12 protein-coding genes are annotated in these 15,045 nt (G+C 68.4%); 4 read left to right on the plus strand and 8 right to left on the minus strand.

The features are described from left to right. Nucleotides 1–224: 224 nt before the first annotated feature. The 7 genes from G1C96_RS03960 to G1C96_RS03990 all read right to left on the minus strand — a co-directional run bounded on the left by G1C96_RS03960 (nt 225) and on the right by G1C96_RS03990 (nt 8,353). The gene (locus tag G1C96_RS03960) at nt 225–1,562 is read right to left on the minus strand and encodes a C1 family peptidase (RefSeq protein WP_169275370.1); all 1,338 of its coding nucleotides are present in this window, start codon (nt 1,560–1,562) and stop codon (nt 225–227) included. A 175-nt stretch (nt 1,563–1,737) separates the two neighbouring features. Then, nucleotides 1,738–3,189, minus strand: a complete 1,452-nt coding sequence (locus G1C96_RS03965; protein ID WP_169275371.1) for a cell division protein — start codon at nt 3,187–3,189, stop codon at nt 1,738–1,740. A 157-nt stretch (nt 3,190–3,346) separates the two neighbouring features. Further along, nucleotides 3,347–4,027: a pyroglutamyl-peptidase I gene (locus tag G1C96_RS03970; protein WP_169275372.1), complete on the minus strand. Its 681-nt coding sequence runs from the start codon at nt 4,025–4,027 to the stop codon at nt 3,347–3,349. 37 nt (nt 4,028–4,064) lie between these two features. Further along, nucleotides 4,065–4,886: an IspD/TarI family cytidylyltransferase gene (locus tag G1C96_RS03975; protein WP_169275373.1), complete on the minus strand. Its 822-nt coding sequence runs from the start codon at nt 4,884–4,886 to the stop codon at nt 4,065–4,067. 26 nt (nt 4,887–4,912) lie between these two features. Further along, nucleotides 4,913–5,932, minus strand: a complete 1,020-nt coding sequence (locus G1C96_RS03980) for a purine nucleoside phosphorylase YfiH/LACC1 family protein (RefSeq protein WP_169275374.1) — start codon at nt 5,930–5,932, stop codon at nt 4,913–4,915. Nucleotides 5,933–5,967: 35 nt separating this feature from the next. Further along, a complete protein-coding gene (locus G1C96_RS03985; RefSeq protein ID WP_169275375.1) occupies nt 5,968–7,650 on the minus strand; it encodes a peptidase U32 family protein in 1,683 nt (560 codons plus the stop codon). 55 nt (nt 7,651–7,705) lie between these two features. After that, the gene (locus G1C96_RS03990) at nt 7,706–8,353 is read right to left on the minus strand and encodes a LysE/ArgO family amino acid transporter (RefSeq protein ID WP_169275376.1); all 648 of its coding nucleotides are present in this window, start codon (nt 8,351–8,353) and stop codon (nt 7,706–7,708) included. A 449-nt stretch (nt 8,354–8,802) separates the two neighbouring features. On the opposite strand from G1C96_RS03990, the gene G1C96_RS03995 reads away from it, so the two are divergent. Further along, nucleotides 8,803–10,329, plus strand: coding sequence for an aminotransferase-like domain-containing protein (locus G1C96_RS03995; protein ID WP_169275377.1), 1,527 nt, complete (start codon nt 8,803–8,805; stop codon nt 10,327–10,329). A gap of 48 nt (nt 10,330–10,377) precedes the next feature. On the opposite strand, the gene G1C96_RS04000 is transcribed toward G1C96_RS03995, so the two are convergent. Further along, the gene (locus G1C96_RS04000; protein ID WP_169275378.1) at nt 10,378–11,244 is read right to left on the minus strand and encodes an aldo/keto reductase; all 867 of its coding nucleotides are present in this window, start codon (nt 11,242–11,244) and stop codon (nt 10,378–10,380) included. A 300-nt stretch (nt 11,245–11,544) separates the two neighbouring features. Between G1C96_RS04000 and nrdH the strand changes: the two genes are divergently transcribed. From nrdH to nrdE, 3 genes are all read left to right on the plus strand, one after another. After that, complete coding sequence (nrdH, locus tag G1C96_RS04005; protein WP_169275379.1) at nt 11,545–11,802, plus strand: glutaredoxin-like protein NrdH; 258 nt, start codon at nt 11,545–11,547, stop codon at nt 11,800–11,802. Next, on the plus strand, nt 11,799–12,272 hold the full coding sequence (gene nrdI / locus G1C96_RS04010) for a class Ib ribonucleoside-diphosphate reductase assembly flavoprotein NrdI (protein WP_335341920.1): 474 nt from the start codon (nt 11,799–11,801) through the stop codon (nt 12,270–12,272). The genes nrdH and nrdI overlap by 4 nt, the downstream gene beginning before the upstream one ends. Before the next feature lie 81 nt (nt 12,273–12,353). Next, nucleotides 12,354–14,549, plus strand: a complete 2,196-nt coding sequence (nrdE, locus tag G1C96_RS04015) for a class 1b ribonucleoside-diphosphate reductase subunit alpha (RefSeq protein WP_169275380.1) — start codon at nt 12,354–12,356, stop codon at nt 14,547–14,549. The last annotated feature ends 496 nt before the right edge of the window (nt 14,550–15,045 follow it).

Here is a 15,045-nt window from a genome sequence, read left to right on the forward strand (position 1 = left end):
CCCTGAGGGGGCGAGACTCAACGTTGCCTTCGGCGTACCGGGCGGCCTGTCGGCCACCCGCCGGGCCTACGGACAGCCCACAGGGCTATCCGCGTCACGGCCCGTCGCCTCAGGGGCGCTCCCTATCCAGAACCGGCCTGTCGGCCGGGAAGGCGGGAAAACGGTCCACAGGACCGTTTTCCGTTTCCGCCTTCTCGCGTATTGGCCGACGCGCCCTGCGGGCGCTACTTGGCCAATGCGCCCATCGGATCCCACGCCGGCAGGCTGATGGCGGGCTCGGCGAGGGCGGCCTGGTACTCGGCGGGGAGCATGGCCTTCGGGACGGCCACCTCGTAGACGTACTCGGAGAACCAGTCGTCGGACATGGTGAAGTAGCCCTTGTCGGCGATCTTGGAACCCCAGGAGTTCTCCACGCGCCAGCGACGGGTGGTCTTGCCGTCATCGGCCACGTCGACGCCCACGAACGCCATCGCGTGGTTCATCGCGGAGTCGGCGAAGCGCACGCGCTCCTCCTTGTCGAGATCGAAGTCCACGTCGTACACGCGGCCGTACTCGAACAGGTCGGTCGCCCACGCGCCGGACTCGCGGTCCATCATCGGGTGGCAGTCGGCGCCGAACCACACCGGGATGCCCTGCTCGGAGAGGATGTCGCGCACGCAGTCCTTCATGAACTGCACCGGCACGTTGAGGTACTCGGTCGGGTCGCCGCCGGCCACGTTGCCCAAGTGCTCGATCGCGATCTTCCTGCCCTTCGGATGCTCCTTGCGCGGATCGTCCACGAGGCACACGTAGCTCTCCAGATCGGCGTCGCCCACGTACTTGGCCCAGAACTGCTGCGGCGTGATCTCGCCGTCGCGGTGGAACTCGCCGTCCTTGTCCGTCCACTCCCAGTCGAAGCTGACCGGCGGCTCGCCGAGGTGGATGGTGAGGATGCGGTGGCCGGCCTCGCGGGTCTTCGCCACGATGTCGTCGATCGCGGACTGGTCGGCGTACATGTGCGCCACGGCGGTGTGCAGCAGGCGGCGCAGCTGCACGTTCATCTCGCCGGTGTTGCCGGAGGACGCGGTCTCCGGGAAGAGGTCCTTCGGCACGGCGCCGTACTTCTTGTACACGTTCATGGCCATGGTCCACTGGCCGCCGTCGCCCATCACGTCCGACAGCAGGTGCTGGATGAGGCGGGAGTCGTTCGGCTCGCCGGCGCGCACCAGCTCGGCCACGTCCTGCAGGAAGTAGTTGAGGCGCTCGAGCTTGTCGTAGTACATCGCGTAGTTCTGCGAGAACTCGAACTCCTTGAGGCCCAGGTTGCGCTTGGCGACGAAGCGGGCCACGTTCAGGGAGCTGAACAGCCAGCAGCGGCCGGAGCGGTTCTGCGCGGTGACCTCGCCGTTGTCGACGGTCACGGAGAAGCGGCGCTGCAGCAGACGGGCGCGGTCGTAGTTCTTGGCGACCTGGTTGATGCCCGCGGCGGTGACGGCGTTCATCATCAGACGGTTGGTGTCGCTGCCAGCGAAGTGTTCGCGCAGCGTGTTCAGCGTATCCTGGCTCAGCGGTTCGGCGGCCATGAATCCTCCTTGGTGGATCTTATGGATCCTGCGTATCGTGACATGCAGGCGCGCACCACGGCGTGTGGCCATGGTGCGCGCAAAACAACGGCATCCAGTGTACTCGAGTCCGCCGAGCGCCGCGTGCGACGCGGGAAAGCGGGACGCGATTCGGCGGTCCGGATGCGGGGTCGGGTCAGGCGGCCTGCTGTCCGTCGCCCTCGGCACGGTCCTCGGCTTCGGAATCGGCATCGCCATCGGCGGCGGATTCCGCGGCAGAGTCGGAGTCCGCATCGGCGGCGGGCACCGGGGCGTTCACCGGCACGTCCGGAGCGCCGGCGGAACGGTCCGCGGCGGCGTCGGACGGCTGCGGCTCCTCGGGAGCGGCCGTCGGATCGCCGAATCCGGCGAGCGAGCCGAACGACTTGGCGAAGATGGCGCGCAGCTCGGACACGCGCGCGGTGATGGCCGACTCGCGCTGCTGCAGCTGTGCGATCTGCTGCTGCAGGCCCTCGATCTCCGCCTTGGCGGCATCGCGGCGGGACTGGATCTGCGCGTCGGCGTCGAGTCCGGCCTGCTTGACGATCTGCGCGGCCTGGGCGTCGGCCTCCTGACGCTTGGACGCGGCGTACTCGTCGGCCTCGTCGCGGGTGGCGCGCGCCTGGCCGAGCAGCTGCTCGGACTCCTGCTGCGTAGCCTTGCGGCGCTCCTCGAGCGCCTTGAGCAGCTCGTTGACCTTGGCGGTGGCCTCGTCCTGCTGGGCGGCGATGTCCTTGCGGATCTGCTCCACCTCGGCGGCCACCTTGCTCATGGTGTCGGCGCGGCTCACCTCGGCGGCGTCGGTGATCTGGCGTGCCTTGGCGCGTGCGGCCTCGGTGATGTCGCCGGCCTTGCGGTTCGCCTCGCTCAGCAGCTTGGACGCCTGGTCGCGCACGTCGGCGAGCTTCTTGTTCGCCTCCGCGATGGCCTGCTGGATCTGGTCGTTGGCGTCGCTGCGGCGCTTGGCCAGCTCGGCGTCCGCGGCGGCGCGCTGCTCGGTGACCTGACGCGTCGTCTCGGCCTTCAGATCGGCGAGCTCGTGCTCCTGCGCGGAACGCTCGGCGGCGAGGCGCTTGTCGTGCTCCTCGCGGGAGTTCTGCAGCTCGAGGTCCACGGCCTGGCGCTGCTCGGACGTCTGCTTGGCGGTCTGCGCCTTGAGCTGGTCGGCCTTCTGCTGCGCCGCGGTGGTGGTGGTCTTGGCGACGGTCTCGGCGTTGCCGATGATGGACGCGGCCTTGGCGTTGGCCTCGCCGATGATGCGGTCCGCCTCGAGCTTCGCGTTGTTCGTGGTGGTCTCGGCCTGCTTGGCCGCGGTGGCGCGCGTGGCGGCGGCGTCCTGCTTGGCGCGGGCGAGCAGCTCGGTGCTGGTCTGCTCGGCGGAGGCCAGCAGCTGCTGCGCGTTGGCGCCCAGAGACGCGAAGGAGTCCTTGGACTGCGGCGCCTTGCGGGCGCGCTCCTCCTGCAGCTCGGCCTCCAGCTTCAGGATGCGTTCGTCGTAGGAACGGATCTGCTCGCGCACGCGGGCGAGGTTCTCGCGCGATTCGGCCATCGCCGCGTCGACCTGCTCCTTGTCGTACCCTCGCAACACCACCGAGAACTGCTCCGCCATTACCTTGCTCCTTGCGCTCGAAACCCCAACGGTCTGACAGAACTGTAGCGCATGACACGGCGAAAAACCGCCGGGAAACCCCGAGACTCACGGCTTGGACACATGTCGTTCGACGTGCCCCGCGCCGGGCGCGGGAACGGGCGCGCGGACGGGCGTCTCAGGCGATGAGGATGTCCGCGCTGGAGGGCTCGCGCCAGTAGCGCACGGCCTCGCGCACCACCGCGCGTCCGGCCCTGATCTGCTCCTCCAGGGACAGTCCCGGCATGGAGCGGTCGCCGGATTCGTTGACCGGCGGCAGACTCACGAATCCCGCGATCACACGCTCCTGGCGCACCGACCAGTCGAGCAGCTGGTAGAACAGCGAATTGCACACGAACGTGCCCGCGTCCGAGCTGAGCGTGGCGGGGATGCCTCCCTCGGTGAAGTCGGCGAGGATGGCGCGCAGCGGCAGCCTGGTCCAGTAGGCCGCCGGGCCGTCCGGGTTGATCACCTCGTGCCGGGGGATCATGTTGTCCGCGTCCGGACGGTCGTCGCCGACGCGGTTGGTGGCGCAGCGCTCGAGCGCGATGCCGCGCGCCGCGCGCTTGAGGCCCATGGCGACGACGATCTGCGGGCGGGACGCCTCGATCGCGGCGAGCAGCGCCGGCCACGACTTGGTGAAGCTCACGGGGATCGGCACGGCGCTGATCGACACCTCCGCGTCGGCGAGCGGATCGTCGGCGTCGACGGGCGCGCCCAGCCCCCGTTCGGCGAGGGCGCGCGGCACCTCGAGCGCCGGATTCACCTCGACGCCGTCGTACCGGTCGAATCCGCACACCACCACATTGAACCGTTCCATGCCTCCCAGTGTATCCGCCGGGCAGGCCGGCCCCGGCTCAGCGGCGCATGCGGGCCGCCGCCCCGGAGAGCACCTCGTGCATGCGCGCCCGCGCGCGCTCCTTGGCGAGATCCTGCGCGATGCGCTCGGCGATGGGGATGTCGGCCAGCGTGGTCACCTTGAGGTTGGTCTCGCTGCCGGCCACGATCGCCACCGGCACGTCCGGCAGGTAGTCGACCACCACGCGCGTGTCGTCCGTGGGGTGGAAGTCCGGGTCCGCGGACGCCTTGGCGTACGCGTCGCGGATCGTGGAGAAGCGGAAGGCCTGCGGGGTCTGCGCGCGGAACGTGTCCGGACGGTCGGGCACGCGCGCGATCACCTTGCGGTCGCCCAGATCGCGCGTGAGCAGCACGGTGTCCGTGGAGGCCACGGCCACGGTGGCGGCGCGGTACTCGTCCAGCGCGTCGATGCAGCCGTCGATGGAGGAGCGCTCCACGAACGGGCGTACCGCGTCGTGGATGAGCACCTTGGCATCCGCGGGGATGCCGGCGGCCTCGAGGGCGTCGAGCGAGGCCATCGTGCTGTCCACGCGTTCGGCGCCGCCGTCGATGATCAGACGGACCTTGGGGTATCCGGCCTCCTCGACGAGCGTCTCGACGGCCTCGCGCACGCGCGGGTTCACCACGACGACGATGTCGGTGACGCGGGGATCGGATTCGAACGCCTCGATGGACCACGCGACGATGGGCCGGTCCCCCACGGACACGAGCTGCTTGGGGTTGTTCGGGTCGAAGCGGGTGCCGAAGCCGGCGGCCAGCACCACCGCCACCACCGGCACGGACGCGGCGCCGCGGGGCGCGGGGGTTTCGTTGTCAGTCATGGTCACCACCGTAACGCCTCCGGCCGTCACCCGCGCACCACGAGCGCGAGCATGCGGCCCTCGCGCTCCTTGCCGGCGAGCGCGGCGCGGCGGTGCGAGAACCACAGCGGGTTCTCCAGCGTGCACATGCTGTGCTGGATCGCGCCGAGGCGTTCGCGCAGCTGCGGGCCCTCGCCGTCGGTGCGGCACAGCTCGGCGAGCTCCGCGTCCTCCTCCAGATACTCGGTGGCCGCGTGGACGCGCGGCATCGAGTCGACGATCTGATGCACGCCGGCGAAGGCGAGGTCGATCATCGCGGCCTCGGCGATGTCGATGCCGGCGCCGCCGAAGCGGGTGGTCGTGCGGGTCAGGGGGAACCGGCGCTGGAACGATTCGGCGATCTCGTCGCCCACCTCGTAGCAGTCGCCGCAGATGCGCGGTCCCAGCGTGGCGACGATGCGCGACGGGTCGGCGCCCTTGAGCTTCATGAGGTCCACGGTGGCGCCGATCACGCCGCGCTCGAGTCCCCGGCGGCCGCAGTGCGCGGCGCCGATCACGCCGGCTTCGGGATCGGCCATGAGCACCGGCAGGCAGTCGGCGGCGAACATGCCCAGCGCGATACCCGGCTGCGAGCTCACCTGACCGTCGGCCTCGACCACGGTGACGGATGCGAGACCATCGGATTCGGCAGCCTCGCCGGATTCGCCGTCCTCCCCCGCGCCGCGCGTGCCGGAGACGTCGAAGCCGTACGACGTGTTGATGTGGTACATGGTGTCCACGTCCACGGCCGTGCCGGAGTGCACCTGGCTCACCAGGCTCAGGCCGGCGCCCACGGCGCGGGCGAGCGCCTCGCGGTTCGATGCCACGGCCTCGGGGTCGTCGCCGGACTTGCCGCCGAGGTTGAGGTTGCCGAAGTCGCCGGTGCTCAGGCCGCCGAGGCGCGTGGTGTAGACCACGGTGACGCCGGGGGCGAGCGCGATCGGGATGGTCACCGGGATGGGGCGTCCGTCGCGGTCGGTGGAGCTGATCGCGTTGGAGTCGACGATGGCGTCGTCGTATTCGGTCATGGATGTCTCCTTCGTGGACAATGCGTCGATGAACGTCATTCGGCCTTGAGCGTGGGATTCTTCGTGCGCGAGCGGATGGCGGCGTTCACCGGCACGCGATGCGGGCAGGGCAGCGAGAACACGTGCGCGGGGTTGTTGATGGCCGGCACCCAGTTGCCGTCGGCGTCGCGCAGGCCGTCCGCGGGCACGGTGTAGGCGAGCGGCGCCTCGCCGGGCAGCAGGAACTCCACGAGCTGGCCGGGCTCGATCTTGTTGCGGCTCATGATCGTCACGCGGCCGCCCTCGTCCGGGCTCCAGGACAGCACCTCGCCCACCACGAGCCATGCGCGGAAGTACGCCGAGCGGTCGGTGTTCTGCGTGACCTTGTGCTCGGGGTAGTAGAAGCCGGTGGAGTAGTCGCGGTGGGCCACCTTGTCCGGCTCCTCGAGCAGCCAGTCCGGCAGCTCCACGCGGGGCGCGGGGCGCACGCGCGCATGATGCCAGCCTTCAGGCAGCACCTCCTCGCGCGTGTTCGACTTGCGGCGGGCGCTGCGGGCCTTGTAGCTCAGCTCGTCGAGCTCGGTGCCGCCGGCCGAGCGGGCCGCCGCGTCCACGGTCTCCGAGGCCGCGCCGGACTCGGCGGGGTCCGCGTCGCCCGCGCCGGCGCCGAACTCGAGGCCCACGTCGCCGCCGGGAACGCCGGCGAACGCCTTGTCGGCGTCCCGTTCGATCGCGTCCGGGGCCGCGTCGAGGCTTGCGGCGAAGTCGGGGTCGCCCTCGCGGATCACCAGGTCGCGGAACGGCCGGAGCACCGTGCCGTCCGCGGCCTCGAAGCCGCGCTGCGTCATGTAGGCGTTCACCGCGGTCTTGTACGCGTTGGTCATGGCGGCGATGTAGTAGGCGGACTTGGAGCGGCCCTCGATCTTGAGGCTCGTGGCGCCCGAATCGATGAGATCGTCGATGTGGTCGAGCATGCACATGTCCTGCGAGTTGAACAGGTACGCGCCCTCCTCGGTCTGTTCGATCGGATAATACTGGCCGGGACGCTTCTGCTCGACGATCGAATACTTCCAGCGGCAGGGCTGCGCGCATTCGCCGTGGTTGCCGTCGCGGCCGGTCAGATAGTTGGAGAACAGGCAGCGGCCGGAGAACGCCATGCACATCGCGCCGTGCACGAAGCACTCGATGTCCATGTCGTCGGGGATGCGGGCGCGGATGTCGCGCACGGCCTGCAGGTCCATCTCGCGCGCCAGCACCACGCGGCGGGCGCCGAACTCGTACAGGGCCTGCGCGGCGCCGTAGTTGGTGACGCCGGCCTGCGTGGACACGTGCAGCTCGATGTCCGGCGCGATCCGGTGCGCCATCATCATCACGCCGATGTCGGTGACGATCATCGCGTCGATGCCGGTGTCCCTGAGCTGGCCGATGTAGTCGCGCATCGCCTCCACCTCGGCGTTGCGCGGCAGCACGTTGAGCGTCACGTAGACGCGCGCGCCGCGCTCGTGGGCGTAGCGGGCGCCGTCCTCGAAGTCCTCGAGGCTGAGGTTCCTCGGCGCACTCCTCATGCCGAACGCCTTGCCGCCGCAGTAGACGGCGTCGGCGCCGTAGTCCACGGCGGTCTTCAGGCCCCTGAGGTTGCCCGCGGGGGCGAGCACCTCGGGCTTGCGGCGGGTGCGGACGGCCGGAGCGTCCGCGAAGTCCGGGAGAGTCGGGGGTTTGGTCTCACATGTCGAAGTCATAGCAATAGGCCAGTCTAGCCGAGGGGCCCGGCAGCCGGCCCGCGCACGCCGGGCGTCAGGCCATGACCGTCATGGCGAACTCGGCGAGGAGCTTGAGTCCGTAGAGCACGATGACCGCGCCGCACACCTTGTTGAGCACGGTGACGACCTTCGGGCTGAAGCGGTCGCGGAACGCGGAGATGAGCAGCGTGATGCCGATGAACCAGCTGACGGACGCGGTCTCCACGCCGGTGATGAACGGCGTGGACTGCGACGCGGTGAGCGTGGCACTGAACGCGCCGAGCATGAGCGTGCCGTCGATGATGGCCTGGGGGTTGCACCACGTGACCACGCATGCCGTGGAGATGGTGCGGCCGAGGCCGTCGGCGTGCGTGCCGACCGCCGTGCCGCGTCCGTCGCCGCCGTCGGCGGGCGCCGCCGGTTCCGGCTTGGCGCGCAGCAGCCCGGTGCCGATGCGGATCACCACCAGGCCGCCCACGGCCAGCACGCCCAGCTGCAGCCACTCGTAGCGCTGCATGAGCGTGCCGACGCCGAAGAAGCAGGACAGCGAGAGCGCCACGTCGAACACGATGACGATGAGCGCGGTCAGCAGCGCGCGGCGGCGCGTCTTGGTCAGCGCCGAGTTGATGACGAACAGATTCTGCATGCCGATCGGCGCGATGTACGCCAGCCCGACCGTGAGCCCCTGCAGATAGAATCCCATGAGTACCGTCTCCTCTTCTCCCCCGGCATCCGCCGGGTCAGCCAAGTCATGTTTGGTGGGGTTGATTCACCCAGCCAAATTGCATTGCGGCGATGATGCCGCTCGGCTGCATTGCATTGTGATCGCAATGATTTTCCATGTCCGGGCACTTATTGTAGGGGTACAATATCTATCGGCAACCAGCCAAAATGGAGCGCATTCACTCAGCCAAATGCGCCATGTTCGCACGAAAGGGGATGCTTCGACTCCGGCTGACGCCTCCGCTCAGCATGACCGGAGGAGGGTCGGCGCTTCCGCTCGGCATGACCGGGGGGGGAGGGAGAACGACGTCCATTCCCGTCATCCCGAGCGAATGCCCCTTATCGTCATCCTGAGCGAATGTCCCCTATCGTCATCCTGAGCGAACGAAGTGAGCCGAAGGATCTCCCATCCCCCGGAAAGGAACGCCCATGGCACGACCGGCACCCATCGCCATCGACTGGAAACCGGACAGGACGTCCGACGTCCCGCTCACCGAGCAGATCGTGCAGTACGTGTGCCGTCAGGTCTCCGGCGGCGCATGGCCCATCGGCTCGCGTCTGCCGTCGCAGCGCGCGCTGGCCGAAGGATTCGGCGTGAACCGGTCCACGATCATCGCCGCCGTGAACGAGCTGACCGACTACGGCATCGTCGAAGGCCTGCACGGCGCCGGCACGCGCATCGCCAGCAACACGTGGTCGCTGATGCTGCACGGCTCCCCCGACTGGGCCGACTACGTGTCCTCGGGATTCTTCAAGGCGAACAACGACACGATCCAGGCGATCAACCGTCTGGAGTTCGACCCGTCGATGGCACGTCTCGGCACCGGCGAGCTCGACCCGCGGCTCTTTCCGAAGGACATGTGGCACGCCGTGCTCACGCAGGCGGCGGACGAGATCACGTCGATGGGCTACCCGGAGCCGGAGGGCGTGCCCGAACTGCGCGAGGCGATCGCCGCGCACATGCGCAAACTGGGCGTGGAGACGAACCCCGGGCAGGTGCTCGTGACGTCCGGCGCGCTGCAGGCGCTGCAGATCATCTCGGTGAGCCTGCTGAGCGCCGGATCGACCGTGTTCGCCGAGGCGCCGAGCTACATCAAGTCGCTGCAGGTGTTCCAGTCGGCGGGCATGCATCTGCAGGGCGTGCGCATGGACGGGCGCGGCATCGACGCGGACGCGCTGCACGAGGCGGTCGTCGCGGCGAACGACGGCGCGGCGGGACGGGGCGGACGCGGACCGGCGCACATCGGCGCGGCGGGGCGCGGCGGCGGTGCCGTGCTGTACACGATCCCCACGAACCACAATCCCACCGGCATCACCATGGACGAGGAGCGGCGGCGCGAGCTCATGGCGCGCTGCGTGGCCGACCGTCTGCCGATCATCGAGGACGGCGCGTATCAGGACCTCGTCTTCGACGGCGGGGACGCCCCGGCGCCGCTGAAGTCCATGGACGAGACCGGCATGGTGATCTATCTCGGCAGCGCATCGAAGGCGCTGGCGCCGGGGCTGCGCATCGGATGGATCGTGGCGCCGGAGCCGATCGTGCACCGGCTGGCCGACGTGAAGATGCAGATGGACTACGGCGCGAGCCGGCTGTCGCAATGGGTGTTCGCCCGGTTCCTCGCATCGGGCATGTACGACCGGTTCCTGAGCGGACTGCGCGTGGAGCTGCGCCGGCGTCGCGACGCCGCGCTGGCGACGCTGGAGACGCTGTTCGGCGGCGTGGCGCGCTGGAACGTGCCCTCCGGCGGCTTCTACGTCTGGCTGACGTTCGACGACCCGATGCCGATGGGGCGCCTGTTCGCCAAGGCCGTGGAGGCGGGCGTGCTGCTCAATCCCGGCGACATCTACGACTTCGAGGGCGACAATTCGCTGCGTCTGAGCTACGCGTACACCACGCCGGCCGAGTTCGCCGCCGCAGCCGAGCGCCTGGCCGCCGTGGTGCGCGCTCTGCGATAGCCGCGGCGGCATGGGACGGCACGCGCCACGCCGCCGGAGCGATGCCGCTCAGCCGAGCTGCGCCAGCTCCTCGGGCGCAAGCTCCAGATCGGCGGCCTTGAGCGAGTCGAGGATGGTGGCGGGACGGTGGCAACCGGGGATCACGAACATGTGCTCGCCCTGCGCCAGCTCCCACGCCAGCGTCACCTGCTGCCAGCTCACGTCGTGCGCCGCAGCCACGCGGCGGAACGGATCGAACAGATGCTCGTCGTACGGATGGCGGAAGCCGCCGAGCGGGCTCCAGCATACGAACGCAAGGCCAAGCCTGGCGCAGTAGTCGAGCACGTCGCGCGTATCGAGATGCACGGGCGAGAACTGGTTCTGCACGGCGATCAGACGGTCGCCGAGGATGCCGCGCGCGATGTCGAGCTGCTCGATCGTCACGTTGGAGACGCCGGCGTAGCGGGCCACGCCCTGATCCAGCAGCTCGCGGATCGCCTCAATGGATTCGCCGTATGGCACCTCGGGATCGTGGCGGTGCATGTAGAGCAGATCGATCGTGTCCACGCCGAGCGCGAGCGCCGACTGCTTGCCGTATGCGATGAGATGCTCGGGCTTGCCGTCGCGCGGCCAGATCGGCCTGCCGTCCTCGTCGAAGGCGCGCCTGAGGCCCACCTTGGTGGCCACCAGCACCTCGTCGCGCGGGCCGTGCCAGGTCTCCAGCGCCTCGCGCGTGAGCTTCTCGCCGGTCTGCTCCTCCTCGCCGGGGGCGTAGTACGCCCACGCGGTGTCGATCATGCGGGCGCCGGCGTCGAGTGCGGCATGGATGGTCCGGAGCCCCTGCTCGTGGCTCGGATAGCCCTCGATCGTCAGACCCATCTCGCCGATGCCGATGGCCGTGGTGTCGAACGTGCCGATGCTGCGGTGCAATGTCATGTGCGTCTCCTCGTATCGTCGCTTCCGCGAACTGCGGCTTGTCGCCACCCTAGGCCGACGCGGCCGCGCCCCGCAACCCGGTCCGGCGGATCCGCCGACGCGCCGGGCCGCGTAATGTGACCATCGCCATATTGCCGGCGCCGACGCGCCCCGCAAACCGCATCATCGCAAGGAATCACTAGATGTAGTGCCGCATGCCGCCGCGCGACACGACAGTTAGTGTTCTTGACGACGAATCACACGCATGTAATCTAGCTCTTCGATACGTCTTGAATCACGACACGCAAGGGAAGAAAACCGATGACCATCACCGTCTTCACCAAGCCGCATTGCCCGCAGTGCGACGCCACCAAGCGCCAGCTCACCAAGCATGGGCTGGACTTCGAGACCGTCGACGTGGAGCAGCATCCCGAGATCCTCGAGCAGCTGCGCGCGGCCGGATTCATGCAGGCCCCGGTGGTGATCGCCCCCGACACCTCCTGGACCGGCTACCGCCCCGACCTGATCCGCGAGCTGGCCAGGCAGCACGCCCAGCAGACCGCGGCGGTCCGGGCGTGAGCGAAGCCGCGGACTCCCCCGCCGAACCGCTCGGCACGCTGGTCTACTTCTCGTCCGTATCGGAGAACACGGCGCGCTTCGTGGCCGGATGCCACCTCGAGGAGGACGGCATCGCCGTGCGCCGCATTCCGCTCAGAGCCACGGATCCGGCGCTCGAGGTGCGCACGCCCTACATCGTCATGGTGCCCACGTACGGCGGCGGCGTGGTGAAGAAGGCCGTGCCCGTGCAGGTGAAGCGCTTCCTCAACGATCCCGGCAACCGCGCGTGGATCCGCGGCGTCATCGCCTCCGGCAACACGAACTTCGGCGAGGCGTACGGCTCGGCCGGAGACATCATCTCGGCCAAATGCCACGTGCCGTACCTGTACCGCTTCGAGCTCATGGGCACGCCCGAGGACACGCGCAAGGTGCGCGAGGGCGTCGTCCGCTTCTTCCGCGAACTGCGCGCGCAGGAGGACGGGCGCGCCTAGACCGGGGAAGCCCCACGCGACCGATACGCGCCCCAGCAACCACCAACAATCAAGCAACCAAGCCATTGCGAGGACCCATCCATGCCTGATTTCACCGCCACCGAGCTGCCGCTCGACAACACCGCCGACACCGCGGCCGAGCAGTACGACCCCGCGCACGACTACCACGCGCTCAACGCGATGCTCAACCTGTACGACGCCGACGGTCGCATCCAGTTCGACAAGGACAAGGCCGCCGAACGCGAATACGTGACCGGCCACGTGGCCGCCAACACCGTGCGCTTCGGCTCCACCGCCGAGCGCCTCGACTACCTCGTGAGCAACCGGTACTACGACGGCGACGTGTTCGCCCGCTACTCCGCCGAATTCCTGGACCGCTTGTACGCGCACGCCGCTGACGCCGGCTTCGAGTTCGGCACGTTCCTCGGCGCGTTCAAGTTCTACACGTCGTACGCGCTCAAGACGTTCGACGGCAAGCGCTACCTCGAGGACTTCCCGCAGCGCTGCGCCGCCGTGGCGCTGGATCTGGCCGCAGGCAACGAGGATGAGGCCGTGCGCTACCTCGACGCCATGCTGTCGGGCGAATTCCAGCCCGCCACGCCCACGTTCCTCAACCTCGGCAAGGCGCAGCGCGGCGAGCCCGTCAGCTGCTTCCTCGTGCGCATCGAAGACAACATGGAGTCCATCTCCCGCGGCATCAACGCGGCGCTGCAGCTGTCCAAGCGCGGCGGCGGCGTGGCGCTGCTGCTGAGCAACCTCAGGGAGCTCGGCGCGCCGATCAAGCACATCGAGAACCAGTCGAGCGGCGTCATCCCCGTCATGAAGCTGCTGGAGGACTCGTTCTCCTACGCCAACCAGCTGGGCGCGCGCCAGGGCGCCGGCGCCGTGTACCTCAACGCGCATCACCCGGACATCCTGCGCTTCCTCGACACCAAGCGCGAGAACGCCGACGAGAAGATCCGCATCAAGTCGCTGGCCCTCGGCGTGGTGATCCCGGACGTGACGTTCGAGCTCGCCAAGCGCAAGGCGCCGATGGCGCTGTTCAGCCCCTACGACGTGGAGCGCGTCTACGGCAAGCCGTTCGCCGACATCTCCGTAACCGAGCACTACGACGAGATGGTGGCCGACGATCGCATCAGGAAGACCTACATCGATGCGCGCGAGTTCTTCACCACGCTTGCCGAGATCCAGTTCGAATCCGGCTACCCGTACATCGTGTTCGAGGACACGGTCAACCGCGCGAACCCGATCGAGGGCCGCGTGACGATGTCGAACCTGTGCTCCGAGATCCTGCAGGTGCAGGAGGCGAGCACATACAACGAGGATCTCACCTACGCGCACGTGGGCCGCGACATCTCCTGCAACCTCGGCTCGCTCAACATCGCCAAGGCCATGGACGCCGGCCTCGCCTCCACCGTGGAGACCGCCATCCGCGCGCTCACCTCCGTGGCCGAGCACACGCGCATCGACGCGGTGCCGTCCATCCGCCGCGGCAACGACGAGGGCCACGCCATCGGTCTGGGCCAGATGAACCTGCACGGGTTCCTGGCGCGCGAAGGCATCCAGTACGGCTCTGACGAGGCGCTCGACTTCACCGACATGTACTTCATGACCGTCGCCTACCACGCGTACCGCGCCTCGCATGCACTGGCCGTGGAGCGCGGCATGGCGTTCAAGTCGTTCCCGACGTCCGACTACGCGAAGCCGGCCGGCGACGGCAACTACTTCGACAAGTACACGGACGGGCGTCGCTCGCTGGAGCCGCGCACCGAACTCGTGCGCGAGCTGTTCGCCAAGTTCGGCGTGGCGATCCCCACCGTGGATGACTGGAAGGCGCTGCAGGCGGACATCATCCGCGACGGCATCTACAACCAGAACCTGCAGGCCGTGCCGCCCACCGGATCGATCTCGTACATCAACCATTCCACGAGCTCGATCCATCCGATCGCCTCGAAGATCGAGATCCGCAAGGAAGGCAAGATCGGGCGCGTCTACTACCCGGCCGCCTACATGACCAACGACAATCTCGACTACTACAAGGACGCGTACGAGATCGGCTGGAAGGCCATCGTCGACACGTATGCCGAAGCCACCCAGCACGTGGATCAGGGCCTGTCGCTCACGCTGTTCTTCCCCGACACCGCCACGACGCGCGATCTCAACAAGGCGCAGATCTACGCGTGGCGCAAGGGCATCAAGACCCTCTACTACATCCGCATCCGCCAGCAGGCGCTCGCCGGCACCGAAGTGCAGGGCTGCGTCTCCTGCATGCTCTAGCGCGCATGGATTTCCTCCTCGGTCATCCTGAGCACGCATAGGGTTTTCTCGTCATCCTGAGCGAGCGCAGCGAGTCGAAGGATCTTTGACTCCCCGGACGACCAAGGATCCTTCGACTCCGTCCTACGGACTCCGCTCAGGATGACCGAAGGAAAACCACGCGCCCCGCTCAGGACGGCAAAGCAAAACCCACTACAACCGAACAAACCCACTCCCCCGCACAACGCGTTCCCCATCGTCACGGGCGGGCGCGGGTTCCTCCCCGTCTCCTGAGCACGCACGGGTTTCCTGTCATCCTGAGCGAGCGCAGCGAGTCGAAGGATCCTTGACTCCCCCAGACGGTCAAGGATCCTTCGACTCCGTCCTACGGACTCCGCTCAGGATGACCGGGAGAAAACCAGCAGGCTCCGCTCAGGACACCAGAGCAAACCCCACTACAACAGAACAAACCCACTCCCACCCAACCACCCTCCCCACCCCTCCGGCGCTCCCCGCT

This window comes from Bifidobacterium moraviense (assembly GCF_012932365.1).
GTDB classification, from domain to species: domain Bacteria; phylum Actinomycetota; class Actinomycetes; order Actinomycetales; family Bifidobacteriaceae; genus Bifidobacterium; species Bifidobacterium moraviense.

Coding starts and splice junctions, on each gene's coding strand:
- G1C96_RS03985 (WP_169275375.1), bottom strand. CDS start 7,650: ATGACTTCGACATGTGAGACCAAACCCCCGACTCTCCCGGACTTCGCG.
- G1C96_RS03975 (WP_169275373.1), bottom strand. CDS start 4,886: ATGACTGACAACGAAACCCCCGCGCCCCGCGGCGCCGCGTCCGTGCCG.
- G1C96_RS04000 (WP_169275378.1), bottom strand. CDS start 11,244: ATGACATTGCACCGCAGCATCGGCACGTTCGACACCACGGCCATCGGC.
- G1C96_RS03970 (WP_169275372.1), bottom strand. CDS start 4,027: ATGGAACGGTTCAATGTGGTGGTGTGCGGATTCGACCGGTACGACGGC.
- G1C96_RS03995 (WP_169275377.1), top strand. CDS start 8,803: ATGGCACGACCGGCACCCATCGCCATCGACTGGAAACCGGACAGGACG.
- G1C96_RS03990 (WP_169275376.1), bottom strand. CDS start 8,353: ATGGGATTCTATCTGCAGGGGCTCACGGTCGGGCTGGCGTACATCGCG.
- G1C96_RS03965 (WP_169275371.1), bottom strand. CDS start 3,189: ATGGCGGAGCAGTTCTCGGTGGTGTTGCGAGGGTACGACAAGGAGCAG.
- nrdE (WP_169275380.1), top strand. CDS start 12,354: ATGCCTGATTTCACCGCCACCGAGCTGCCGCTCGACAACACCGCCGAC.
- G1C96_RS03960 (WP_169275370.1), bottom strand. CDS start 1,562: ATGGCCGCCGAACCGCTGAGCCAGGATACGCTGAACACGCTGCGCGAA.
- G1C96_RS03980 (WP_169275374.1), bottom strand. CDS start 5,932: ATGACCGAATACGACGACGCCATCGTCGACTCCAACGCGATCAGCTCC.
- nrdH (WP_169275379.1), top strand. CDS start 11,545: ATGACCATCACCGTCTTCACCAAGCCGCATTGCCCGCAGTGCGACGCC.